General features: G+C 73.9%; 18 protein-coding genes. 6 read left to right on the forward strand and 12 right to left on the reverse strand.

Annotated features, from left to right (window positions below):
• Positions 1-11: 11 nt before the first annotated feature.
• The 5 genes from ACPXCB_RS02500 to pcaF form a co-directional block, all read right to left on the reverse strand.
• On the reverse strand, positions 12-1,373 hold the full coding sequence (locus ACPXCB_RS02500; RefSeq protein ID WP_425871777.1) for a glutamine synthetase family protein: 1,362 nt from the start codon (positions 1,371-1,373) through the stop codon (positions 12-14).
• A 411-nt stretch (positions 1,374-1,784) separates the two neighbouring features.
• On the reverse strand, positions 1,785-2,285 hold the full coding sequence (locus ACPXCB_RS02505) for a DUF456 domain-containing protein (protein ID WP_425871780.1): 501 nt from the start codon (positions 2,283-2,285) through the stop codon (positions 1,785-1,787).
• The gene (locus ACPXCB_RS02510) at positions 2,282-4,456 is read right to left on the reverse strand and encodes a putative bifunctional diguanylate cyclase/phosphodiesterase (RefSeq protein ID WP_425871782.1); all 2,175 of its coding nucleotides are present in this window, start codon (positions 4,454-4,456) and stop codon (positions 2,282-2,284) included. Before ACPXCB_RS02510 ends, ACPXCB_RS02505 begins: the two co-directional genes overlap by 4 nt.
• Before the next feature lie 4 nt (positions 4,457-4,460).
• Positions 4,461-5,279, reverse strand: coding sequence for an SAM-dependent methyltransferase (locus tag ACPXCB_RS02515; RefSeq protein ID WP_425871786.1), 819 nt, complete (start codon positions 5,277-5,279; stop codon positions 4,461-4,463).
• A 289-nt stretch (positions 5,280-5,568) separates the two neighbouring features.
• A complete protein-coding gene (pcaF, locus tag ACPXCB_RS02520) occupies positions 5,569-6,774 on the reverse strand; it encodes a 3-oxoadipyl-CoA thiolase (RefSeq protein WP_421457793.1) in 1,206 nt (401 codons plus the stop codon).
• Between the two features lie 106 nt (positions 6,775-6,880).
• Between pcaF and ACPXCB_RS02525 the strand changes: the two genes are divergently transcribed.
• The 4 genes from ACPXCB_RS02525 (at position 6,881) to ACPXCB_RS02540 (ending at position 11,181) form a co-directional block, all read left to right on the forward strand.
• Positions 6,881-7,846 carry a glutathione S-transferase family protein gene (locus ACPXCB_RS02525; RefSeq protein WP_425871790.1) on the forward strand — a complete coding sequence of 322 codons (966 nt, stop codon included), beginning with the start codon at positions 6,881-6,883 and terminating at the stop codon, positions 7,844-7,846.
• Entirely contained in the window at positions 7,839-8,474 is a 636-nt protein-coding gene (locus ACPXCB_RS02530) for a DUF998 domain-containing protein (RefSeq protein ID WP_425871793.1), read from the forward strand. The genes ACPXCB_RS02525 and ACPXCB_RS02530 overlap by 8 nt, the downstream gene beginning before the upstream one ends.
• 263 nt (positions 8,475-8,737) lie before the next feature.
• The gene (locus ACPXCB_RS02535; RefSeq protein ID WP_425872133.1) at positions 8,738-10,042 is read left to right on the forward strand and encodes a dicarboxylate/amino acid:cation symporter; all 1,305 of its coding nucleotides are present in this window, start codon (positions 8,738-8,740) and stop codon (positions 10,040-10,042) included.
• Positions 10,043-10,116: 74 nt separating this feature from the next.
• Entirely contained in the window at positions 10,117-11,181 is a 1,065-nt protein-coding gene (locus ACPXCB_RS02540) for an NADH:flavin oxidoreductase/NADH oxidase (RefSeq protein WP_425871796.1), read from the forward strand.
• Between the two features lie 60 nt (positions 11,182-11,241).
• Here ACPXCB_RS02540 and ACPXCB_RS02545 read toward each other — a convergent pair whose 3' ends face one another.
• Positions 11,242-14,883 (reverse strand): ATP-binding cassette domain-containing protein, encoded by a 3,642-nt coding sequence (locus tag ACPXCB_RS02545; RefSeq protein ID WP_425871799.1) that lies wholly within the window; start codon positions 14,881-14,883, stop codon positions 11,242-11,244.
• Between the two features lie 315 nt (positions 14,884-15,198).
• Between ACPXCB_RS02545 and ACPXCB_RS02550 the strand changes: the two genes are divergently transcribed.
• Complete coding sequence (locus ACPXCB_RS02550) at positions 15,199-15,933, forward strand: alpha/beta hydrolase (RefSeq protein ID WP_425871806.1); 735 nt, start codon at positions 15,199-15,201, stop codon at positions 15,931-15,933.
• A gap of 233 nt (positions 15,934-16,166) precedes the next feature.
• On the opposite strand, the gene ACPXCB_RS02555 is transcribed toward ACPXCB_RS02550, so the two are convergent.
• The 5 genes from ACPXCB_RS02555 to ACPXCB_RS02575 form a co-directional block, all read right to left on the reverse strand.
• Complete coding sequence (locus ACPXCB_RS02555) at positions 16,167-17,006, reverse strand: GNAT family N-acetyltransferase (RefSeq protein ID WP_311410917.1); 840 nt, start codon at positions 17,004-17,006, stop codon at positions 16,167-16,169.
• Between the two features lie 79 nt (positions 17,007-17,085).
• A complete protein-coding gene (gene ispG, locus ACPXCB_RS02560; protein WP_425871810.1) occupies positions 17,086-18,258 on the reverse strand; it encodes a flavodoxin-dependent (E)-4-hydroxy-3-methylbut-2-enyl-diphosphate synthase in 1,173 nt (390 codons plus the stop codon).
• A 9-nt stretch (positions 18,259-18,267) separates the two neighbouring features.
• A complete protein-coding gene (locus ACPXCB_RS02565) occupies positions 18,268-19,518 on the reverse strand; it encodes a M50 family metallopeptidase (RefSeq protein ID WP_425871813.1) in 1,251 nt (416 codons plus the stop codon).
• Positions 19,518-20,732: a 1-deoxy-D-xylulose-5-phosphate reductoisomerase gene (gene dxr, locus ACPXCB_RS02570; protein WP_425871816.1), complete on the reverse strand. Its 1,215-nt coding sequence runs from the start codon at positions 20,730-20,732 to the stop codon at positions 19,518-19,520. The genes ACPXCB_RS02565 and dxr overlap by 1 nt, the downstream gene beginning before the upstream one ends.
• A 43-nt stretch (positions 20,733-20,775) precedes the next feature.
• Positions 20,776-21,462, reverse strand: a complete 687-nt coding sequence (locus ACPXCB_RS02575; protein WP_425871818.1) for a Uma2 family endonuclease — start codon at positions 21,460-21,462, stop codon at positions 20,776-20,778.
• A gap of 137 nt (positions 21,463-21,599) precedes the next feature.
• Here ACPXCB_RS02575 and ACPXCB_RS02580 point away from each other — a divergent pair, with 137 nt between their 5' ends.
• A complete protein-coding gene (locus ACPXCB_RS02580) occupies positions 21,600-22,916 on the forward strand; it encodes a family 43 glycosylhydrolase (protein ID WP_425871820.1) in 1,317 nt (438 codons plus the stop codon).
• A 71-nt stretch (positions 22,917-22,987) separates the two neighbouring features.
• On the opposite strand, the gene ACPXCB_RS02585 is transcribed toward ACPXCB_RS02580, so the two are convergent.
• A complete protein-coding gene (locus ACPXCB_RS02585; protein ID WP_425871822.1) occupies positions 22,988-23,554 on the reverse strand; it encodes a GNAT family N-acetyltransferase in 567 nt (188 codons plus the stop codon).
• Between the last annotated feature and the right edge of the window lie 26 nt (positions 23,555-23,580).

A 23,580-nucleotide genomic window follows, 5' to 3' on the forward strand; every position in this document is an offset into this window, starting at 1 on the left:
CCTCTCCTTCGTCAGAGGCGTTCGAAGCCACGGATCAGTTCCCAGTCCGTCACGGCGGCGTCGAAGGCCGTCAGCTCGATCCGTGCCTGGTTGGCGTAGTGGGCCGTCACCTCGTCGCCGAACGCCTCGGCGGCCACCGTCGAGCCCTCCCAGAGGGCCAGGGCGTCGCGGAGCGTGCCGGGGACCCGGTCGGCGGCCGGATCGTCGTACGCGTTGCCGGTGCACTCCTCGCCCAGTTCCAGCTCGCGCTCGATGCCGTGCACCGCGCCGGCGACGAGGGCCGCGATCGCCAGGTACGGGTTGACGTCCGCCCCCGGCACCCGGTTCTCCACCCGCATGCCCTGGCCGTGCCCGACCAGCCGCAGCGCGCAGGTGCGGTTGTCCGTGCCCCAGCGCAGCGCGGTGGGGGCGAACGACCCGGGCTGGTAGCGCTTGTACGAGTTGATGTTCGGGGCGAACAGGAGGCTGAACTCGCGCATCGTGGCCAGCAGCCCGGCCAGCACCCGCTGCCCGGTCGTCGACAGGTGCGCCGGCCCGTCGCCGAGCATCGCCGAGCGGCCGTCGGCGTCGCGCAGCGAGAAGTGGATGTGGCAGGAGTTGCCCTCGCGCGCGTTCGGCTTGGCCATGAAGGTGATCGACATGCCCTCCTGGGCGGCGATCTCCTTCGCCCCGTTCTTGTAGATCACGTGGTGGTCGGCGCAGGCCACCGCCTCGTCGTAGCGGAAGGCGATCTCGTGCTGGCCGAGGTTGCACTCCCCCTTCGCGCTCTCCGGGGTGAGCCCCGCCCCGGCCATCTCCCGCCGGATGCGGCGGAGCAGCGGCTCCACCCGGGCGGTGCCGAGCAGGGAGTAGTCCACGTTGTACTGGTTGGCCGGGGTCAGGTCCCGGTAGCCGCGCTGCCAGGCGTCCTCGTACGAGTCGCGGAACAGCACGAACTCCAGCTCGGTGCCGGCGTACGCGGTCAGCCCGTGCGCGGCCAGCCGGTCGAGCTGCCGGCGCAGGATCTGCCGGGGCGAGGCGACCACCGGGGACCCGTCCAGCCAGGCCAGGTCGGCCAGGAGCAGCGCGCTGCCCGGCTGCCAGGGCACCCGGCGCAGGGTGTCGAAGTCCGGCACCATGGCGAAGTCGCCGTAGCCGCGTTCCCAGCTCGACATCGCGTACCCGTCGACCGTGTTCATGTCGACGTCGACGGCCAACAGGTAGTTGCAGCCCTCGCTGCCGTGCGCGGCCACCTGGTCGAGGAAGTAGGGCGCGTGGAACCGCTTGCCCTGCAACCGGCCCTGCATGTCGATCAGGGCCAGCACCACGGTGTCGATCTCACCCTCTGCGACGGCGACCCGCAGCTGTTCCAACGTGAGCGGAGCTTTCCTCATCGGCGGGCCTCCATCACCAAGGTCTACTGGCTGAACCGGTCGACCGTCAATGCCCCGCCGGGCATCCCGGCAACCGCCCCGGCACGCACCCGGGCCCGCCTCGCAGCGTCCGCCCTCGCGCCCTGCCTCCGTCCGCCCGCCCTTGCCGCCCGCCCGGCCGGCACGCCCGGCGCCCGCGGGTGGGCAGGCCGGCCGAGCCGGGCAAATTACCTTGCCGCGCCGGCTCGTGGACCGCATGCTTGAGCCCGTGACCAGGCCCGATCGCGACGGGCCACCGCCGGGCGCTCGGACCGCCCGGCACGCGGCGGCGCGGGGCACGTCACCTCTCTCTCACTCGTACGGCGCTGCGCCGTACCCGACGCCCGCCCCGCGCCGCCCGCACCACAGCACCCCGGCACCGCCCGCACCGGCTCAGGTGAGCAGCAGCCCGGTCACCCAGAGCACGGCGACGAGCAGGCCGGCGAGGAACTCGACAAGCATGGACAGGCCGGCCGCCGCGACCGCCTGCTTCGTCGCCGGCCAGGCCAGCCGGGAGTCGCCCAGCCGCAGCCGCTCCGCCGCCCACACCCCGCCGACGAAGCCGAGCACCAGCCCGATCACCGGGATGACGAAGAAGCCGACCAGGCCCAGCAGGCCGCCGGCGAGCAGCGACGAGGTGGGCACCCCGGTGCGTTTCAGGTTCCGCCCCGGCCAGGCGTACTTGACGACGGTGCCGCCCGCGGCGACCACGGTCGCGGCGGCGAACACCGCCCAGCGGCCGGGCCCGGCGCCGCCGAAGATCGCCCAGACCAGCACCCCGCCCCAGCACAGCGGCAGCGCCGGCAGGCCCGGCACCACCACCCCGGCGAGCCCGGCGAGGATCGCCAACCCGGCGAGTACGGCGACCGCCGCCTCGCTGTCCGTCAGGCTCATGCCGTCGCTCCCCGGTCGTCGTCGCGTAGCCGGGCGGTGATCTCCGCCGCCGGTGCGGGCGGGCCGAAGAACCGGCCCTGCCCGGTGTCGCAGCGCAGCGCGCGCAGCCGCTCGGCCTGCACCCCGGTCTCCACCGCCTCGGCGGTCACCCACAGCTCCAGCGCGTGCGCCAGCCGCACCAGCGCGTCCACGATCCGTTCGTCCCGGTGGTCGGGCACCGCCTCGGCGTCCTCGCCCCGGATGCCCTCGACGAACGGCCCGGCCAGCTTGAGGCAGTGGATCGGCAGCCGGCGCAGGTACGCCAGGTTGGAGTAGCCGGTGCCGAAGTCGTCGATCGCCATCCGTACGCCGAGGGCGGCCAGCCGGTGCAGCGACCGCAGCGGCTCCCCTGCGGTGCCCATCACCGCGCTCTCCGTCAGCTCCAGTTGCAGCAGATCCGCCGGCAGCCCGGTGGAGGCCAGCGCGTCGGCCACCGTGTCCACGATCCCCGGGTCGTCGGCCTGCCGGGCGGCCAGGTTGACGCTGACCACCAGCTGCGCCCGGGGGAACTCGCGCCGCCACGCCTCCGCGTCCCGGCAGGCCTGCCGCAGCACCCACTCGCCGAGCCGGACGATCAGGCCGGTCTCCTCGGCGAGCCCGATGAACCGGTCCGGCCCGATCAGCCCCAGCTCCGGGTGCTGCCACCGGACCAGCGCCTCCACGGCCAGCATCGAGCCCTCGACCAGGGACACGATCGGCTGGTAGTGCACGACGAACTCGCCCCGGTCCAGCGCCGCCGGCAGCCCGGCGGCCAGGGCGGAACGGGCGATGTCCCGGGCGCCGCGCTCCGGGTCGTAGACCGCCCACCGGCCCCGGCCCTCCGCCTTCGCCCAGTAGAGCGTGGTGTCGGCGGCCTTCATCAGCTCCGAGGCGCTCGTCCCGCCGACCGGGCACTCGACGATCCCGACGCTCGCCGACACCGCGAGCTGCTGCTCGCCGATGCGGACCGGGGCGGAGACCGCCGCCAGGGCCAGCTCGGCGACACCCACCGCGTCGTCGATCCCGGCGCCGTCGTCGACCAGGATGACGAACTCGTCCCCGCCCATCCGGGCGACGAGGTGGCCGCGGCCCGCGACGCAGTCGGCCAGCCGCTTGGCGATCACCACGAGCAGCCGGTCGCCGAGGTCGTGGCCGAGGCTGTCGTTGACCGCCTTGAAGCCGTCCAGGTCGAGGAAGCAGACCCCGACCCGGCGGGCCGCGTCGGCGACGTCGAAGACCCGGCCCAGCGTCTCGAAGAACAGCGTCCGGTTGGGCAGGCCGGTGAGCGGGTCGTGCAGCGCCTGGAAGCGCAGCCGCTGCTGGAGTTCGTGCCGCTCGGTGATGTCCTCGATCATCGCGACGGTGAACCGGGGCCGGCCGTCGTCGTGGCGGATCAGCGAGACGGACAGGTCCGTCCAGACCACGCTGCCGTCCTTGCGGTAGTAGCGCTTCTCCACCCGGGCCCGGTCCTGCTTGCCCTCGATCAGCTCCTGGTAGAGCTCCCACATCCCGGCCGCGTCGTCGGGATGGAACAGTGCGGCCACGTTCGTCTGGCGCAGCTCCTCCATGGAGTAGCCGAGCATGGCCGCGAACGCCTGGTTGACGTCGATGATCTGGCCGTCGACACCGGCGATGCCGATCCCCGTGGCCGCCCCCACGAAGACGGCCCGGAACCGGGCCTCGCTGTCGCGCAGGGCCTGCTCCACGTCGTCGCGGGCCTGCCAGGCCGAGCGGGCGATCCGCTCCTGCTGCGCGAAGGTGCGGTCGCGCAGGGCGCGGGCGAAGCCGGCCGCGAGTCCGCCCTGCAACGCCGCGACCCGTTGCGCCGTCCCGTCCCGGTCGGCCCGGCCCGGCACCACCCGGGCCGCGAACCGGTCGCCGAGGGCCCGCACCGACCAGTCGAGCACCCGGGGCTCGGTCAGGTGCTCCTCGACCAGCGCGCGCCCCACCTCCTCGGCCGGCAGGGGCGAGAAGGGCTCGGCGAGCAGGGCCTGGGCCAGCCGGACCGTGTGCACGTGCAGCAGGCGCTCGGTCTCCACCGCGCTGAGCGGCACGAAACCGAGCCGGCGCACCGCCCTGGCCCACCCGGCCGCGTACCACTGCGCGCCCGACCGGCTGAGGTCGTCGCCGCCGGGCTCCGGGACGGCGGCCATGGGCTCAGGCGGTGGGCTGGTCGTACCGGGCGACGCCGCCGAAGGCACCGAACCGCTCCGGGTGCTCGTCGACGTCGGAGGGCGAGTCGGGACGCCACAGCGGCATGTGCACCACACCCGGCTCCAGGAGCGTCCAGTCGCCGAAGAAGCTCGTCACCTCGGCCCGGGAGCGCAGCGTGATCTCGGTGTCGGTACGCGCCGAGAGGCGCTGCGCGTCGAGCATCTCCTGCGGCTGGTCCTCGAACGTGGAGTGTGAGACGACCAGGTGGCTGCCGGGGGCCGCGGCGGCCCGGAGGGTGGCCAGGATCTCGCCGGGACGGTCGGCGTCCCGGACGAAGTGCACCACCCCGGCGAGCAGGATGCCCAGCGGCCGGTTGAAGTCGAGCAGCCCGAGGTCACGGGCGGCGGCCAGGATCCGCTCCGGCTCACGCAGGTCGCCGTGGATCACCCCGGTCAGTTCGTCGCCGGCGAGCAGCTCCCGGCTGTGCGCCACCGCGACCGGGTCGATGTCGACGTAGACCACCCGGGCCTTCGGATTGGCCGTCTGGGCGACCTCGTGCACGTTGCCGACGGTGGGGATGCCGGAGCCGATGTCGAGGAACTGGTCGATGCCGGCGTCGAGCAGCGTGCGTACGGCGCGACGCAGGAACTCCCGGCCGGCGCGCATGGTCGCCGCCAGGTTCGGGGTCATGCCGGCGATCTGCTCGGCGAGCTGCCGGTCGATCTCGAAGTTGTGCGCCCCGCCGAGGAAGTAGTCGTACACCCGGGCCGCGCTCGGCCGGGAGAGGTCGATCTCGGCGGGAAGTCCGTCCGGCATCTGCACTGCTGCACCTCATGGTCGTCGCCGCGGTGCGGGAGGGGTCCGGTGCCGCGGTCACGTGGGGGTACGCGAGGCACCGGCCGACCCGCGGGTCGTGTGGTGCTCACCACTCTAGGCCGCGTACTGCCGGCTCCGGGAGGTCCCATGACCCACTTCGTCGGCCCGTCGGATGTCCGTCACGGAGCCGCTCGCCGGCACGGCTCCGCCCTCGCCGGTGACAAGCCTTCGTCGCCCACGGCGTCGGAGCCCCCGGGCCGGGCGGACAGCGGCGGCAGCCCTGGCCGACCCCGGGTCAGCCGGCGGACTCCAGCAGCAGCGAGATGCCCTGCCCCACGCCGACGCACATGGTGGCCAGCGCCCGCCGGCCGCCCCGACGGCGCAGCTCCAGCGCGGCCGTCAGCGCCAGCCGGGCGCCGCTGGCGCCGAGCGGGTGCCCGAGTGCGATCGCCCCGCCGTTCGGGTTGACGTGCTCGGCGTCGGTCGGCAGGCCCAGCTCGCGCAGCACCGCGACGGACTGCGCGGCGAACGCCTCGTTCAGCTCGATCACGTCGACCGCGTCGAGGCCGAGGCCGAGGCGGTCGAGCAGCTTCCGGGTGGCCGGCACCGGCCCGACGCCCATCACCCGCGGCGGTACGCCGGCCGCGGCGGCGCCGGCGACCCGGGCCAGCGGGGTGAGGCCGTAGCGGGCCACGGCGGCCTCGGAGGCGACCAGCAGCGCCACCGCGCCGTCGTTGACGCCCGACGAGTTGCCGGCGGTCACCGTGCCGCCCTCGCGGAACGGGGTGGGCAGCGCGGCGAGCTTCTCCAGCGAGGTCTCCCGGGGGTGCTCGTCGACCTCGACGAGCTTGGTCTCGCGCCGCCCCGCCGGCACGGTCACTCCCACGATCTCCTCGGCGAAGCGGCCGTCGGCCTGCGCCTTCGCGGCCCGCTGCTGCGACCGGTACGCGAACTCGTCCTGCTCGGCGCGGCCGACGCCGTACGCGGCGGCGACGTTCTCCGCCGTCTCCGGCATGGAGTCGATGCCCCAGTGCTTCTTCATCAACGGGTTGACCAGCCGCCAGCCGATGGTGGTGTCGTAGACCTCGGCGGTGCGGGAGAACGGGGTGGTCGCCTTCGGCATCACGAACGGGGCGCGGCTCATGCTCTCCACCCCGCCGGCCACCACGAGGTCCGCCTCGCCGGCCACGACGGAGCGGGCCGCGGTGGCGAGGGCGTCCAGGCCGGAGCCGCAGAGCCGGTTGACCGTGCTGCCGGGCACCTCCTCGGGCAGCCCGCCGAGCAGCGCCGCCATCCGGGCCACGTTGCGGTTGTCCTCGCCGGCCTGGTTGGCGCAGCCCAGGATCACGTCGTCCACCCGCGCCCAGTCCACCGACGGGTGTCGGGCGACCAGTTCGCGGATCACGTGCGCGGCCAGGTCGTCGGGGCGGACGCCGGCGAGGGCGCCGGCGTAGCGGCCGATCGGGGTGCGGACACCGGCCACCAGGTATGCCACGGTCATCAGCGCGATCCTTCGGGGGGTGGGAAGGGGCGGGGGCGGGCGGTTCCGGGTCGCGGGGACGCCCGGCCGCCAGGATATCCGCGCGCGCAGCGGATAGGTTGGCGGCATGGCCCGGGCCCAGTTCAGCGCAGAGACCAGTGGCGGCGGCGAGTTCGTCCGCCAGCCCAACCGGTTCACCGGTCGGGTCACCCCGGACTCCGACTCCCCGCCCGGCGGCGGGCCGGACGCGCAGGGCCGGTGGCCGCTGGAGGCGGGCCGCTACCGGCTGATCTGGTGCCGGGCCTGCCCGTGGGCGCACCGGGCCCGGATCGTGCGCGGCCTGCTCGGCCTGGATGACGCGATCTCCCTCGGCACGGTCGACCCGATCCGCGACGAGCGGGGCTGGCGGTTCGCCCTCGACCCGGACGGGTTCGACCCGGTGCTCGGCATCGGCTTCCTCTCCGAGGCGTACCTGGCCACCGACCCCGACTACACCGGGCGGGTCACCGTGCCGGCGCTGGTCGACACGCGCACCGGCCGGGTGGTCACGAACGACTATCCGCAGCTCACCCTGGACCTGTCCACCGAGTGGCGCGGCCTGCACGGGCCGGGAGCGCCGGACCTCTACCCGGTCGAGCTCCGCCCGGAGATCGACGCGCTGATGGCGGAGATCCACCGGGACGTCAACAACGGGGTCTACCGGTGCGGCTTCGCCACCTCGCAGGCCGCGTACGACGAGGCGTTCACGGCGCTGTTCGCCCGGCTCGACGCGCTCTCCGAGCGGCTGGCGGGCCGGCGCTACCTGATGGGCGACGCGATCACCGAGGCCGACGTGCGGCTCTTCACCACCCTGGTCCGCTTCGACGTGGCGTACCACGGGCACTTCAAGTGCAACCGGCAGAAGCTCACCGAGATGCCGGTGCTCTGGGCGTACGCGCGGGACCTGTTCCAGACGCCGGGCTTCGGCGAGACGGTCGACTTCGACCACATCAAGCGGCACTACTACGGCACCCACGCGGCGATCAACCCGACGGGGATCGTCCCGCTCGGCCCCGACACCTCCGGCTGGACCACGCCGCACGGGCGTGGCTGAGCCGCGCCGGACCGACCCGCGTACCGCCCCGCCCCGGGCCGCCGCCGCGTCGGCCTCCGCCGCCTGCGTCGTCGCGGGCGCGGTCGCGGTGACCGTCGCCGTGGTCGCCGGTCCGGGGCCGGGCCTGACCGGGTACGTCAGCGAGGCGGGCGTCACCGACAGCGCGTACGCCCCGGCGTACCGGATCGGGGTCTTCGCCCTGGCGGCCGGGTTGCTGCTGCTCGCGGCGGCGCTGCCCCCGGTGCTGCGGGCGGCGGCCGGGCTGCTCGCGGCCGGGAGCGTCTTCGCGCTGGTCTCCGGGGCGGTGACGTGCAGCGCCGGCTGCCCGCTGCCGCCGTTCGAGCGGGCGACCACGGCGGACCTGGTGCACGGCGCGGCCAGCATCCTCGCGGTGGCCGCGGTGGTCTTCGCGATGCTGGCGATCATGCTCACCCGGGCCGCGCCGTCGGCGCTGCGCCGGCTGGCCGCGGTGGCCCTGGCGGCGGCCCTGCCGCTGGCGGGCGCGACCGCCGTGGCCATGCTCTTCGTGGGGCGCGGCGGCCTGATCGCCGTCCTGGAGCGGCTGCTGCTGCTGGTGGCGGTCCTGTGGGGCACGGCCGCCGCGACCGCCGTCGCCCTCCGCCGGTGAGCCGGGGCACGTCGCAGCGCCTGAGATGGGGCATCGGTCCCTTCGTGCACCTGCTGTAAGGAGCGTCACCGCGGGGACTCCTTCCGCAGCATCGACGGCCGGCGTTATCCTCGGCGGGCGATGACCAACGTCTGGCACCTGACCGTGCGCCTGTATGTCGACCTCCGACTGCAGGCCAGCGGCGTCTGTCCGGCGCAGCCGCTCTCCTGACGCTGCCCCGTTCCGACCTCCAGACCCTGGGACACACCCTCATGGCTTCCGCCCTGCGCAAGATCCCCTTCTCCGTGCAGATCCTGCTCGGCCTCGTCCTCGGCGTGGCGCTCGGCTTCCTCGCCCGCGCCAACGACCTGAGCTGGCTCACCAGCACCCTCGACACCGTCGGCGGCCTCTTCGTCCAGCTGCTCAAGCTGGCCGTACCGCCGCTGGTCTTCACCGCCATCGTGGTCAGCGTGGTCAGCCTGCGCGGGGTGGCCAACGCCGCCCGGCTGGCCCTGAAGACCCTGCTCTGGTTCGGCGTCACCGCGCTGATCGCGGTGGGCGTCGGCATCGGCCTCGGCCTGCTCACCGACCCGGGCCGCGGCGTCACCCTCGACACCGCCGGCGCCACCGCGCCCACGAGGACCGGCTCGTGGACCGACTTCCTCACCGGCATCGTGCCGACCAACCCGGTCGGCGCGTTCGTCGACGGCAACGTGCTCCAGATCGTCTTCCTGGCCCTCGTCGTCGGCGCGGCGGCACTGCTGGTCGGCGAGCCCGCGGAGCCGTTCGTGGCGCTCAACCGGGCGCTGCTGGAGATCGTCCAGAAGGCCCTGTGGTGGGTCATCCGGCTCGCCCCGATCGGCACCCTCGGCCTGATCGGCAACGCCGTCGCCTCGTACGGCTGGGACCTGGTGGCCCCGCTCGCCAAGTTCACCACCGCCGTCTACGTCGGCTGCGCGATCGTGCTGTTCGTGGTCTACCCGCTGCTGCTGGTGGGCGCCGGCCGACTCAACCCGCTGCGCTTCTTCGCCGGTGCCTGGCCCGCGATCGAGCTGGCCTTCGTCTCCCGCTCCTCGGTGGGCACGATGCCCGTGACCCAGCGCTCGGTCGAGCGCCTCGGCGTCCCCCGCGAGTACGCCTCCTTCGCGGTGCCGTTCGGCGCCACCACGAAGATGGACGGCTGCGCGGCGATCTACCCGGCGCTGGCCGCGATCTTCGTCGCCCAGGTCTTCGGGGTGGACCTCGGCGTCACCGACTACCTGCTGATCGCCTTCGTCTCGGTGGTCGGCTCGGCCGCCACCGCCGGCCTGACCGGTGCGATCGTGATGCTCACCCTGACGCTGAGCACGCTGGGCCTGCCGCTGGCGGGCGCCGGTCTGCTGCTGGCGATCGACCCGATCCTGGACATGATCCGCACCGCCACCAACGTCGCCGGCCAGGCGCTGGTGCCGACGATCGTCGCCGCCCGCGAGGGCACCCTGGACCGGGCCGCGTACGACTCGGCGGGCCGGCGGTCGCCGCTCGCCCCGGCGGACGCCGACGGCGACGGCCCGCGCCGCGCTGAGGAGCTGAGCCCCGTCCCGGCCTGAGCTGCCTGGCGCGACCCGACGAGTCGGGGCGGACCCCGCCCCGGGGTCCTCCCCGCATCCGAGAGGATGACCGCATGAGTGTCCTGTTCACCCCGCTGACCCTGCGCAGCGTGACCCTGCCCAACCGGATCGCCCTGGCGCCGATGTGCCAGTACACCGCCGGCCCGGACGGCCTGCCCACCGACTGGCACCTGGTGCACCTGGGCGCCCGCGCGGTCGGCGGCGCGGGTCTGGTGATGACCGAGGCCACCGCCGTGCTGCCCGAGGGGCGGATCAGCCCCCAGGACACCGGGCTCTGGTCCGGGGCGCACGTCGACGCCTGGCGGCCGGTGACCGCCTTCGTCGCCGCGCACGGCGCGGTGCCGGTCGTGCAGCTCGCGCACGCCGGGTTCAAGGCCTCGACGTACCGCCCGTGGGCGCCCCGGCGGGGCGGGGTGCCCGACGCCGAGGGCGGCTGGACCCCGGTCGGCCCGGGGTCCGCGCCGTTCGTGCCCGACTACCGGGTGCCGACCGCGCTGGACGAGGCGGGCATCGCCGGCGTCGTCGAGGCGTTCGCGGCGGCCGCCGGTCGGGCGGTCGACGCCGGGTTCGCGGCCGTGGAGATCCACGCCGCGCACGGCTACCTGCTGCACGAGTTCCTCTCCCCGCTGACGAACCACCGCGACGACGGTTGGGGCGGGGACCGCTCCGGCCGGATGCGGCTCACCCTGGAGGTGGCGCGGGCGGTCCGTGCGGCGGTCGGCGAGGACGTGCCCGTACTGACCCGCATCTCGGCCACCGACTGGGAGCCGGCGGGCTGGACGGCCGAGGACAGCGTGGTGCTCGCCGGCGAACTGGCCGCCGCCGGGGTGGACCTGGTCGACTGCTCCTCGGGCGGCGCGTCGGCCACCGCGACCATCCCGGTCGGCCCGGGCTACCAGGTGCCGCTGGCCGCCCGGGTACGCCGGGAGGCGGGGGTGGCCACCGGCGCGGTCGGCCTCATCGTCGAGCCGGAGCAGGCCGAGGAGATCGTCGCGTCCGGCGACGCCGACCTGGTCCTGCTCGGGCGGGAACTCCTGCGGGACCCGTACTGGCCGCACCGGGCCGCCGCCAAGCTCGGCGCCACCCCCACCTGGCCCGCCCAGTACGCCCGCGCCTGACCTGCCCCTCTCTCACCCCCGCCCCGCCCCGGTCCGTGGGGTGGGGGTGGGGCGGGTGGGTCAGCCGGCCAGGTGGGACCAGTGGGGTTCCAGGTCTCGCCAGGGGCCCTGGGCGGCGACAGTGCCGGAGCGGCGGAGGACCACGACGTGGTCGGCCCGGACCAGGGCGGCGCGCTTCGAGGTCGAACCCACCACGGTCACGCCGTGCTCGCGTAGCGCCTGCCACAGCGCCAACTCGGTGGTGACGTCCAGCGCCGAGGACACGTCGTCGGCCACCAGCAGCTCGGTACGGGGGGCGAGCGCCCGGGCCAGCGCGAGGCGCTGCAACTGCCCGCCCGAGAGCCGGGTGCCCTTGTGCCCGATCAGCAGCCCGAGCCCGCCGCCGGCCGCCGCCAGGTCGTGGTCGAGCTGGGCGGTCGACACCGCCGCCGCGGCGTCCACCTGGTGGCCGAGGGTGATGTTGTCGGCCACCGTGCCGGAGAGCACCCGGGGCAGCTGGCCGACGTAGCCCACCTGGTGGGGGCGCAGGAACAGCTCCGGCTCGGTGACGGGGTCACCGTTCCAGGTCAGCCGCCCGGTGTGCGGCGCGATGCCGGCCAGCGCCCGCAGCAGCGACGACTTGCCCGAGCCGACCGGGCCGACGACCAGCACCAACTGGCCGCGTTCCACCGTCAGGTCGACGTCGCGTACGGCCACCGTCCCGTCGGTGTGCCGGACGCCGAAGCCGGTCAGCTCCAGCCTGCGCAGCGGGTGCCGGGGCGGCACGACGGGCGCCGGGGCGGTCCCCTCGCCGAGGTCCACCCCCGGCACCGCCGCCGAGTACGTCTCCACGCCGGTCATCGCCACCGTCCGCCGGGTCCACACCCGCGCCGACGGGATCTGCGAGATCAGCGAGGCCGTCGTCCACGCGAACCAGCGGGCGGCGGCCAGGGTGGCGACCGCGACCAGGGTGGCGCCGGCCGAGAGCTGCCCGGCCAGGAAGAGCGCCCACGCGCCGATCGGCAGCAGGCCGCTGACCAGCGACGGGGTCGAGCGGGACCAGACCTGCACGGAGATCTCCCGGCGTTGCCGGTCGCTGCGCACCACGTCGAGGTCGGCCAGGTGGGCCAGCACCGGGCGGGTGGCCCCGGCGAGTTTGACCGTACGGGCGGCCGACAGCGAGGAGACCAGCGCGGTGGCGAACGCGGCCCGCGCCGCGACGGTGGCCCCCGCGGACCGTTCCAGGTGGGGGCCGAACAGCGTCGCGGCCAGCCCGGAGACCAGCATCGTGCCCGCGAAGAAGAGCCCCGGCACCACGCTGCCGGTGACGGCGGTCATGGTCACCAGAAGCAGCAGCGAGATCCCCTGGTCCATCACGTTGTCGGCGAGCTGCACCACCCGCTCGGTGTCGCCGCCCTGGGCCACCACCTCGGCCGGCGTGTGCCCGCTGACCCGGCGGGGCCCGGTCTGGCCGTGCACCAGGCGCAGACTGATCCGCAGCATCTGCCGGACCCACCACTGCGGAAACCGCACGCCGGTGAGGTACGGCACCGGCAGGGTCACCAGCAGGCCGGCGACGATCCCCAGCGCCGGCTTCCACGGGTCGCCGGTGCCGTCGACCAGGTCGGCCCAGAGCCACGGCAGCACCGGCCCGTCCAGCCCGAGGAGCACGACCAGCAGGAACAACGCCAGCGAGGCCAGCCCGTACCGCGCGTCGTTGAGGCACAGCCGCAGGATCTCCCGCAGTCCGCGCAGCCCTCTCGGGGACGTCGTCTCCGGCTCCCCGGGGGCTGCGGACCCGCCCTCACCCGCCCGGCCGTCGGCCGACCCGACCGACTCCGTCGGGGTCGCGGGGACCGCCCCGACCGGCGGCGCGGCCGACACCCCGACCGGCGGCGCGGCCGGGGGCGTGGCCGACGGGACGGCCGGCGGGCCGACCGGGGGCGTCGCCGGCGGGAGGGCCTCGTCCGGGCCGGTGGTCGGCCACGGGTCCGACGGGCCGGTCAGCAGGTCGACCCCGCCGGAACGACCGCCCGGCGCCGCGTGGGCGTACGCGGTGGCGTGGCTGGTGGCGAGCAGTTCGGCGAAGCGTTCCGAGGAGTCCAGCGGCCCGGCCTCCACGACCGCGCCGTCGGCCATCACCACCACCTCGTCGCAGCGGCGTACGGAGGAGAGGCGGTGGGCGATGACGATGCCGATCCGGTCCCGCAGCAACCGCTCGGTGGCCTGCTGCACCCGCGCCTCGGTCACCGGGTCGAGGCGGGCGGTGGCCTCGTCGAGGATCACCACGTGCGGGTCGCGCACCAGGATCCGGGCGAAGGCGACCAGCTGCTCCTGCCCGGCCGAGAGCACGTGCCCGCCGTCGCCCAGCCGGGTCCGCAGCCCGGCGGGCAGCTCGGCGATCCAGCCGTCGAGCCCCAGCTCGCGCAGCGCCCGGGCGGCGGCGTCGAGCAGGTCCGGATCGAACAGCGCGACGTTCTCGGCGAGGGTCCCGGCGAGGATCTCGGTGCGCTGGGGCACCACGGCGATCCACCGGCGCAGCGCCTCGACGTCGAGGTCGCACACGTCGTCGCCGGCCAGGAAGACCGTGCCGGGCGGCACGTCGACGGCCCGGGTGAGCACCTTCGCCAGGGTGGACTTGCCGGAGCCGGTCCGGCCGACCAGCGCGTACGAGCGGCCCCGGGTGAAGGTCAGGTCGACGTCGTGCAGCGCGGGGCCGCGCCCGTCGTCGGCACCTCCGTAGCGGAAGGTGAGGCCCCGCACCACCAGGTCGCCCTCGGCCGGGGCGCCCCCGCCCACGGGCTCCTGCCGGGAGGCCGCCAGCAGCTGCACCCGTCCCCAGGCGCCGAGGGCGTACTGGAGTTCGGGGACCATCCGGCTGACGTGCTCGACGGTCATGCCGAAGCCGATGGCCAGCAGCCAGATCGCGGTGAGCCGGGCGCCGTCGACCCGGCCGGTGACCAGCGCCCACGCGCCGCCGAGCACCACGGCCGCGATCCCGGCCCGGATGACGCCGGCGGCCACGGTGGTGACCTGGGCGGACATCCGCCACACGCGCACCCCGCGACTGAGCACCTCGGCGGCCCGCCGGGCGTAGAGGCGCAGCACGTACGGCCGGGCCAGGCTGGTGCGTACGTCGTCCTGGCCGTGGATGGCCTCCTCCATCACCGCGGCGAGGTCGGACCAGGCCTCCTCCTCGGCCATCCGGGCCGGGCCGATCCGCGCGGTGGGCTTGCGCAGCCCGACGGCCAGCAGCACGGTCAGCAGCAGCATCCCGAGGCCGGCCGGCCACCACACCGCGAGGGCGACGACGGTCGACAGCACGCCCGCGGCGAGGCCCTGCGCGATCCGTACGCCCTGGTTTCGCACCGCGGCGGCGACCTGGTAGACGTCGCCGTCGATGCGGTCGAGCAGTTCGCCGACCGGGGTGGTCTCCAGGGTCGGCAGGTCCTGCCCGAGCGCGACCCGGCACAGCCGGCGCCGCACGTCGGCGGACCAGTCGGCGGTCAGCCCGGCCATCAGCAGGCTCACCGCGAGGTCGGTGAGGACGGCGGCGACCAGCGCCACGGCGAGCAGCGCGAAGAACCCGGCGGCGCGGTGCACCAGGACGGGGCCGGCCAGCGCGGCGGCGGCGGCCTGGCCCCCGGCGCCGAGCACGATCAGGCAGGTCACGATCGTCATTCGGCGGGGCGAGGTGGCCCACATGTCCCGGAGCAGACGCATGACGGAGTCCCTTCTCCGCAGACCGGGGCGGAGTATCCAGCCTGGTCGGTGGAGCCGGCCGGCTCAACGCATTTACCGGCCGTTCACCTGGCCGGAGGCCGGCACGAGGGCCGCGCCGTGCCATCCGGCCCAGAGCCGGCCACAAAAACACGTTGGCGGGTCACGGCGACCGCTGCTAGCTTTCCCGAGGCCGTGCGAGAGACCGAGGAGGTGGTACCCGTGAACGTTTCGACATGGGTGCTCCCCTCTGGGGTCACGGCCGGGCGATAGGTCGTCCGGGAGCGCCGTTCACGAGCACTCCCGAAAGGCACCACCATGCGATTCGCCACTGAACAGCTCCTCGACGACGGCGTCCTCGAACGCGAATTCACCCTCGGCGAGATCCCCGGCATCCTGTGGACGCCCGCATCCGCATCCGCACCGGTCCCGCTGATCCTGCTCGGCCACCCCCCGCTCGGACTGCGGAAGATGCACCCCCGCCTGGTGGCCCGGGCCCGGCACGCCGCGGCGGATGGCTTCGCCGCCGCCACCATCGAGCTCCCCGGCAGCGGTGACCGGCCCCGCTGGCCCGCCGTCGACCAGGCCCGCGCCGACCTGCGCCGGGCTGTGGAGGCCGGCGAGCCGGTCAGCGACGAGATCATCGACGCCCTCGTCCTCCCGCTCGTCGACAAGGCGGTCCCGGAATGGCAGGCCGCCCTGGATGCCCTCCTGTCGCTGCCCGAGATCGGCGGCCCGGTCGGGTACTCGGGAGGAGTGATCTCCGTCGGCATCCGGCTTGCGGTGGTCGAGCCGCGCATCGTCGCCGCCGGCCTCTTCGCCGGAAGTTTCGTGCCTCGCACCATGTTCGAGGAGGCCCGACAGGTCACCATTCCGCTGTATGTCCTACTGCAGTGGGATGACGAAGGGAACGATCGGCAGGCGGCCCTGGACCTGTTCGACGCCTTCGGCTCCAAGGAGAAGACACTGCAGGCCAACATGGGCGGACACACCGGGGTCCCCTCGTTCGCAGGGGATAACGCGGCCAGGTTCTTCGCCCGGCATCTGCGCTAGCCGCACCAGGGCGGCCTGCCGCCTGGCCAGCGGCAGGCGCAGACGGAGCCCATGGCCCGCCGGTTCGAGACGGACCCGGGTGTTCTGCCGGACGGGCAGAACACCCCGGTCCGCGCCGGCCGAGGGCTGAGCCGGGAGGGATTGAGCCGCGCAGGGTTGAGCCGGGCAGGGCTGAGCCGGGCAGGGGCCGCGCCGAGCGGACGTCGCGACGGTGGCCCGAGAGCGACGACGGCTCAGAAGAGCACGGTGGCGAGCGTGCCGACGGGGCGGAACCCGCAGCGCTCGTAGACCCGGCGGGCCGGCAGGTTGAAGTCGTTGACGTAGAGGCTGACGGTCGGGGCGACCCGCAGCAGCGCGTCGCGCACCACCGCCGCCATGGCCGCCGACGCGATGCCCCGGCCCCGCCACTCGGGGGCCACCCAGACGCCCTGCACCTGGGCGGTCCGACGGGTCACCACCGCCAGCTCCGCCTTGAACACCACCCGGCCGTCGACGAACCGGGCGTACGCCCGCCCGGTCCGGACCAGGTCGGTGACCCGCCGCCGGTAGCCGCGCCCGCCGTCGTCGGCGAGCGGCGAGACGCCGACCTCCTCGGTGTACATCGCCACCGCCGCCGGGAAGAGCCGGTCGACCTCGCTGGCGCGCACCCGCCGCACCTCCGGATCCGCCCGCAGCGCCGGCAGCGCGTCGGTCGCCAGCAACGGCTGGTTGGGGCGTACGTCCCGGGCCGGCCCCCAGACGGCGGAGAGGCGGTCCCAGAGGCCGAGCACCGCGTCGGCCCGGCCCACGATCGACGAGCAGAGCCGCTCCTCACCGGCGAGCAGGTCGGCGTAGGCGGCGACGGCCGGCTCGGTGGCGAGCACGGGGGTCAGGTTGCCGCCGAGCCAGCAGATCGACTCCAGGTTGCGGCGGCTGCCGTAGCCCAGCACCCGCCCCTCGGCCCGCCACCAGGCCAGGCCACGCGCCGTGATCCGCTCGGCGACCTGCGCGCCCGCGAACGGGTCGAGGTCGAGCAGCCGCTCGACCGCGCGGCGCTCCGACTCCCCCAGTTGGCGTACCGGCACCGTCAGCACGGATACCAGCCTGCCAGATCCGCCCCGTGCCGCGCGGGTCGAGTGACGAGTGGGACTACGACACCGACGGCGCGACGGATCAGTGCACGCTGACGGTGGCGCCGGGAAGCAGGCCGCGCAGCTCCTCGGGCAGCTCGGCGCCCATCTCGTCGGCGATGCGCAGCGCCTCCTCGATCAGGGTCTCCACGATCTGCGCCTCGGGCACGGTCTTGACGACCTTGCCCTTGACGAAGATCTGGCCCTTGCCGTTGCCGGAGGCCACCCCGAGGTCGGCCTCGCGGGCCTCGCCCGGGCCGTTCACGACGCAGCCCATCACGGCGACCCGCAGCGGCACCGGCAGCCCCTCCAGGCCGGCGGTGACCTCCTCGGCCAGCTTGTAGACGTCGACCTGGGCCCGGCCGCAGGACGGGCAGGAGACGATCTCCAGGCCCCGCTCGCGCAGCCCGAGCGACTCCAGGATCTGGTTGCCGACCTTGATCTCCTCCACCGGCGGCGCCGACAGCGAGACCCGGATCGTGTCGCCGATCCCCTCGGCCAGCAGCGCGCCGAAGGCGACCGCCGACTTGATGGTGCCCTGGAAGGCCGGGCCGGCCTCGGTGACGCCGAGGTGCAGCGGGTAGTCGCACTTCTCAGCGAGCTGGCGGTACGCCCGGATCATCACCACCGGGTCGTTGTGCTTGACCGAGATCTTGATGTCGCGGAAGCCGTGCTCCTCGAACAGCGAGCACTCCCACAGCGCCGACTCGACAAGCGCCTCGGCGGTGGCCTTGCCGTACTTGGCGAGCAGCCGCTTGTCCAGCGAGCCGGCGTTGACGCCGATCCGGATCGGCACGCCCGCGTCGCCGGCCGCCTTGGCGATCTCCTTGACCTTGTCGTCGAACTGGCGGATGTTGCCCGGGTTGACCCGGACCGCCGCGCAGCCGGCGTCGATCGCGGCGAAGACGTACCTCGGCTGGAAGTGGATGTCGGCGATCACCGGGATCTGCGACTTCTTCGCGATCGCGGGCAGCGCCTCCACGTCGTCCTGGCTGGGCACGGCGACCCGGACGATCTGGCAGCCGGACGCGGTCAGCTCGGCGATCTGCTGGAGCGTGGCGTTGACGTCGGAGGTGAGGGTGGTGGTCATCGACTGCACCGACACCGGCGCGCCCCCACCGACCGGGACCGGACCGACCATGATCTGGCGGCTGGCCCGGCGCGGGGCGAGCGGCGGGGGCGGCACGGCGGGGATACCGAGACTGACAGCGGTCACTTCAGGCACTCACCTTGAGAAGAGCGTGATCGGGTTGACGACGTCCGCGGTGATGGTCAGCAGCGTGAACACGCCACCGATCAGGATCACCGCGTACGTGAGGGGCATGAGCTTGAGGTAGTCGACGCGCCCGGGGTCGGCGCGGCCGATGCGGGCGTAGAGCCAGGAGCGGGCCCGCTCGAACCAGGCGATGGCGATGTGCCCGCCGTCGAGTGGCAGCAGCGGCAGCAGGTTGAACACGCCGATGAAGAAGTTCAGCGAGACGAAGAGCATGAAGAACAGCAGCCAGGCGTCGTTCTCGACGGCCTCGCCGCCGAGCCGGCTGGCGCCGACCACGCTGATCGGGGTGTCGATGTCCCGCTCTTCGCCGGTGATCGCCGCCCACAGCGCGGGGACCTTCTGCGGGATGCGCTTCATCGCCTCGAAGGTGTTCACCGCCATGTCGCCGGTGAAGTCGGCGGTCGCGCCGAACGCCCCGACCGGCCCGTACGTCACCCGGGTCGGGGTGCTGGGCACGAGGCCGACGCCGAGCGCGGCGACTGCGGCGACCTGGCCCTTCGGGTCGTCGAGCGGGGGCCGCTGGGTCTGCGCGAGCACCGTGCTCGTCGTGGCCGGCTGGCCGTCGCGGACGTACGCGATCTGCGCCGTGTCGCCCGGCTTGAGGGCGCGCAGGGTGGTGAGCAGCTGCCCGTAGTCGTTGATCGGCGTGCCGTTGATCCCGGTGATCCGGTCGCCGTCGCGCAGCTGCGCCTGGGCGGCGGGGCTGGCGGGATCGGCGGTGGTGCACTCGCGCAGGGTGTTCTCCGGGACCACGCACTTCGACAGCTGGATGACCGCCGGCTCCTTGCGGATCTCGGCCTCGGTGCTGGGGAACTGCGGGTTGGGCAGCCCGGCGCTGACCGCGATGATCCAGAGGGCGATCAGGGCGAGGGCGAAGTGGGTGATCGAGCCGGCGGACATCACGATCGTCCGCTTCCACACCGGGAACCGCCACATCGCGCGCGGCTCGTCGGCCGGGTCGACGTCGTCGTCCTGGGGGGTCATCCCGACGATCTTGCAGAAGCCGCCGAGCGGGATGCCCTTGACGCCGTACTCGGTCTCGCCCCGCTTGAAGGACCAGAGGGTGGGGCCGAATCCGACGAAGTACTTGGTGACCTTCATCCCGAACGCCTTGGCGGTGATCAGGTGCCCCGCCTCGTGCAGGCTCACCGAGATGAGGATCGCGAGGGCGAAGAGCACCACCCCGAGCAGGTACGCCATCAAGCTCCTTCCACCGAACCCGCGATGATGATCTCCTGCGCGTGCGCGCGCGCCCACGACTCCGCCGCGAGCACGTCCTCGACGGTACCTGGTTCGTCGAAGTCGGGAGCGTCGTCCAGCACCCGCCGGAGGGTGTCGACGATGCCGAGGAAGGGCAGCCGGCCGGCCACGAAGGCGGCCACGCACTCCTCGTTCGCCGCGTTGTAGATCGCCGGCCGGCAGCGACCGGCCTCGCCGGCGGCCTTGGCCAGCGCGACGGCCGGGAACGCCTCGTCGTCCAGCGGCGCGAACTCCCAGGTGTGGGCCTTCGTCCAGTCGACGGCGGCGGCGGCGTCGGGCACCCGGTCGGGCCAGCCGAGGGCGACCGCGATCGGCAGCCGCATGTCGGGCGGGCTGGCCTGGGCGATGGTGGAGCCGTCGACGAACTCGACCATCGAGTGGATCACCGAGGTCGGGTGCACGGTCACCGTGATGTCGGCGTACGGCACGTCGAACAGCTCGTGCGCCTCGATCACCTCCAGCGCCTTGTTGACCATCGTGGCGGAGTTGATCGTGATGACCTGGCCCATGTTCCAGGTCGGGTGGGCGAGCGCCTGCTCGGGCGTGACCTGCGTCAACTCGTCGCGGCGCCGGCCCCGGAACGGGCCGCCGCTGGCGGTGACGATCAGCCGCCGCACCTCACCCCGGGCGCCGGAGCGCAGGCACTGGGCGAGCGCGGTGTGCTCGGAGTCGACGGGGACGAGCTGCTCCGGCCGCGTCATCGCCGCCTTGACCAGCGAGCCGCCGGCCACGAGCGACTCCTTGTTGGCGAGCGCCAGCGTACGCCCGGCGCGCAGCGCGGCCAGCGTCGGCGCGAGCCCGAGCGACCCGACCACCCCGTTGAGCACGACGTCGCAGGGCCACTGCGCCAGCTCGGTCATCGCGTCCGGGCCGGCCACGATCTTGGGCAGCTTGAAGTCGCCGGTGGCCCAGCCGCGCCGGCTCGCCTCGGCGTAGAAGGCGAGCTGGAGGTCCTGCGCGGCGGACGCCTTCGCCACGCCGACCGCGTCGACGCGCAGTTCGAGGGCCTGGGCGGCGAGCAGCTCGACGTTGCCGCCGCCGGCGCCGAGCGCCACCACCCGGAACCGGTCCGGGTTACGCCGCACGATGTCGATGGCCTGTGTGCCGATCGAACCGGTGGAGCCGAGCAGGACGAGTTCCCGGGGCGAAGTCACCGGGTCATTCTTCCCCACCGTCGCTGTGCCCCCGCTGGGAGCCTCAACCCTCGGCGTCGACCTGCCCCGCCGGGTCTTCCTCGCCTCCCTCGGGTGCCTCCTCGCCGAGCAGGTCGCCCGGGTCGATGGAGAACTCGAACGGCTCCCGCATGACGAATCGGGTACCTGCGGCGGCGGCCGCCACCGGCCGGTACTCCCCCTCGACAAGCTCGAACAACGCGATGGTGGGCACCCGGTTCCGCAGATCGACGCGGAGGAAGAACGGCACGCCAGCGACGGCGTACTCCCGCGGCCGGTCGATGACGTCCTTGCGACGGTTGCCAGGTGACACGATCTCACCGAGCAGCACGGCGTGCCCGATGTCCATCGTCGTCCGCCCGCCACCCGGCACGTCGAGAATGACGATGTCCGGGATGAAGAGGTCGTCGCCCGAGACGACGTTCGCCTCGAGGTAGAGCCACAACTTGGCGCGGCGGGCCGCCTGCTTGAGAAGGTACGCGAGATCCAACTCCGCGTCCTGGTGGTCGTATCCGGCGTGTGGTGTCACGATCACGCTTCCGCTCAGGACCTCAACCTTGGGGCCGTTGGTCTCCGGCAACAGGTCGAGGGCGAGCCGAGCGGTCCACGGCTCGTCACGCCACCGCAGCACGTCGAACGACGGCTCGGTGGGCTGGGGCGCGGGTTCGGGTTGCTGCGGCGCCGGCTCGGGCGCGAAAGCTGCCTGGGCCATCCGGGCTCACCCCCTCAGCGGACATTCTGCTCAGGTCAGCCTAGCCGCCGCAGCCCCCGCCGCACGAGATCGCACACCGGGTCCGGCGCGCGCGCAGCTTTCTTTCATTGCATCGATCGCCATGGTTGAATTTCGACATGCGAAGAGGTCTCGTCTGGCTGGCGGCCCTGCTGGTCGCCGCTCCCCTGCTCGTCAGCCCGGGCGTGGCCCAGGCTGCCACCACCACCCCCTCGCTGGTCATCGCCAGCGACTTCCCCGATCCCGACGTCGTCAAGTTCGGCAGCACCTACTACGCGTACTCGACAAACAACGGTCACGGCAACGTCCCGGTCGCCACGGCCAGCTCGCTGACCGGAGCGTGGACCAGGCGGGCCGACGCGATGCCGACCCTCGGCGCCTGGGCCAACGGGGGTCTGACCTGGGCGCCCGACGTGTCGCAGCGGGCCGACGGGCGCTACCTGCTCTACTACACCGCCCGCAGCCGGGCCACCGGCCGGCAGTGCCTCGGCGCCGCGCTGGCCACCTCGCCGCTCGGACCGTTCACCTCCGTCGGCACCGGACCGCTGGTCTGCAACGCCGGCGAGGGCGGCGACATCGACGCGGCGAGCTTCACCGACAGCACCGGCCTGCGCTACCTGCTCTACAAGGACGACGGCAACGCCATCGGCCAGCCGACGAGCCTCTGGCTGCAACGGGTGGCGGCCGACGGGGTGACCCTCCAGGGCGCCCGGGTGGAGCTGCTGCGCAGCGGGCGCGCCGAGGAGGCGGGCATCATCGAGGCGCCGGTGCTGACCAAGGTCGGCGCGCAGTACGTGCTGTTCTACTCCCTCGGCGGTTACGGCGGCGACGGCTACCAGACCAGCTACGCCACCTCGACCTCGCTGACCGGCCCGTACACGAAGGCGTACCGCTCACTGATGACCACGGCGTCGCTGGACTCGGCCGTGCGGGGGCCGGGCGGCGCGGACGTGGTCCGCGAGGCCGGCGGCGACCACATCGTCTTCCACGGCTGGATCAACAACTACTCCGCCCGGGGCATGTACGTGGCGGCGCTGGGCTGGGCCGGCGGCAACCCCGTGGTGCGGGGCAGCCGGGTGCGCTACGAGGCCGAGCGCGGCGGGCTCAACCACTGCGGGGTGCGCGCCGCCCCGAACACGTCGCAGGGCCAGGTGGTGGCGTACATCGACTACGCGGACAGCTGGGTCGAGGTGACCGTCTTCGCGCCCCGGGCCGGCGGCTACCGAGCCCACGTGGCCTACGCGGCCGGCTACGGCGACGCCCAGCACACCCTGACGGTCAACGGCGCGAACCCGAAGGTCGTCACCTACCCCAGCACCGGCTGGGACGTCTGGCGGCAGGTGGGCGTCGACGTCACGCTCAACGCGGGCTTCAACACGCTCCGGTTCACCCACCTGAGCCGCTGGGCGGAACTCGACTTCGTCGAGGTGGCGTAGCCGCCCGCCCGGCTCCCCGCCGAAGGCGCGTGGAGATCCTGGTCAGCAGGTGCCCCTTCAGGGGTCGCTCCCTACCGGGATCTCCACGCGGAGCGGGACCGGGCGGTCAGCACGAAGGTCTCCAGGGACTCGCCGCCGTACCAGTCCGAGCGGCGGCCCACGTGGGTCATGCCGAGCCGGCGGGCCACCGCCATCGACGCCTCGTTGCCGGGGGCCACGACGGCGTGGACCTCCCGGGTGCCGGCGGCCATCTCCCGTTCCACCGCCGCCCGGGCCGCCTCGGTGGCGTACCCGTGGCCCCACGAGTCGGGGTGCAGGTGCCAGCCCACCTCGATGTCCTCGGTCAGCGTGCCCTCGTCCCGCCCGGGCAGCGGCTTGAGCAGCACCGTGCCGGCCACCACGCCGGTGTCGCGGACCTCGATCGCCCAGGTGCCGTACCGGCCGCCGTGCCCCGCGTGCCGCTCCCGCCACGTCGCGAGCCGCTCGACGGCCTGCGCCGGGTCGGTCAGCGGCAGGCCGGGCGCACCCAGCCAGCGGGTGACCTCGGGCCGGGAGTAGATGTCGAAGATCCGGGCCAGGTCGGCCGGGTCGACGGTCCACTCCCGCAGCACCAGGCGCCGGGTGGTGAGAACGGTCATGGCCCGTGATCCTAATGAGTGACGCG

The organism is Micromonospora sp. DT62, assembly GCF_049847285.1.
Lineage (GTDB): Bacteria > Actinomycetota > Actinomycetes > Mycobacteriales > Micromonosporaceae > Micromonospora > Micromonospora reichwaldensis.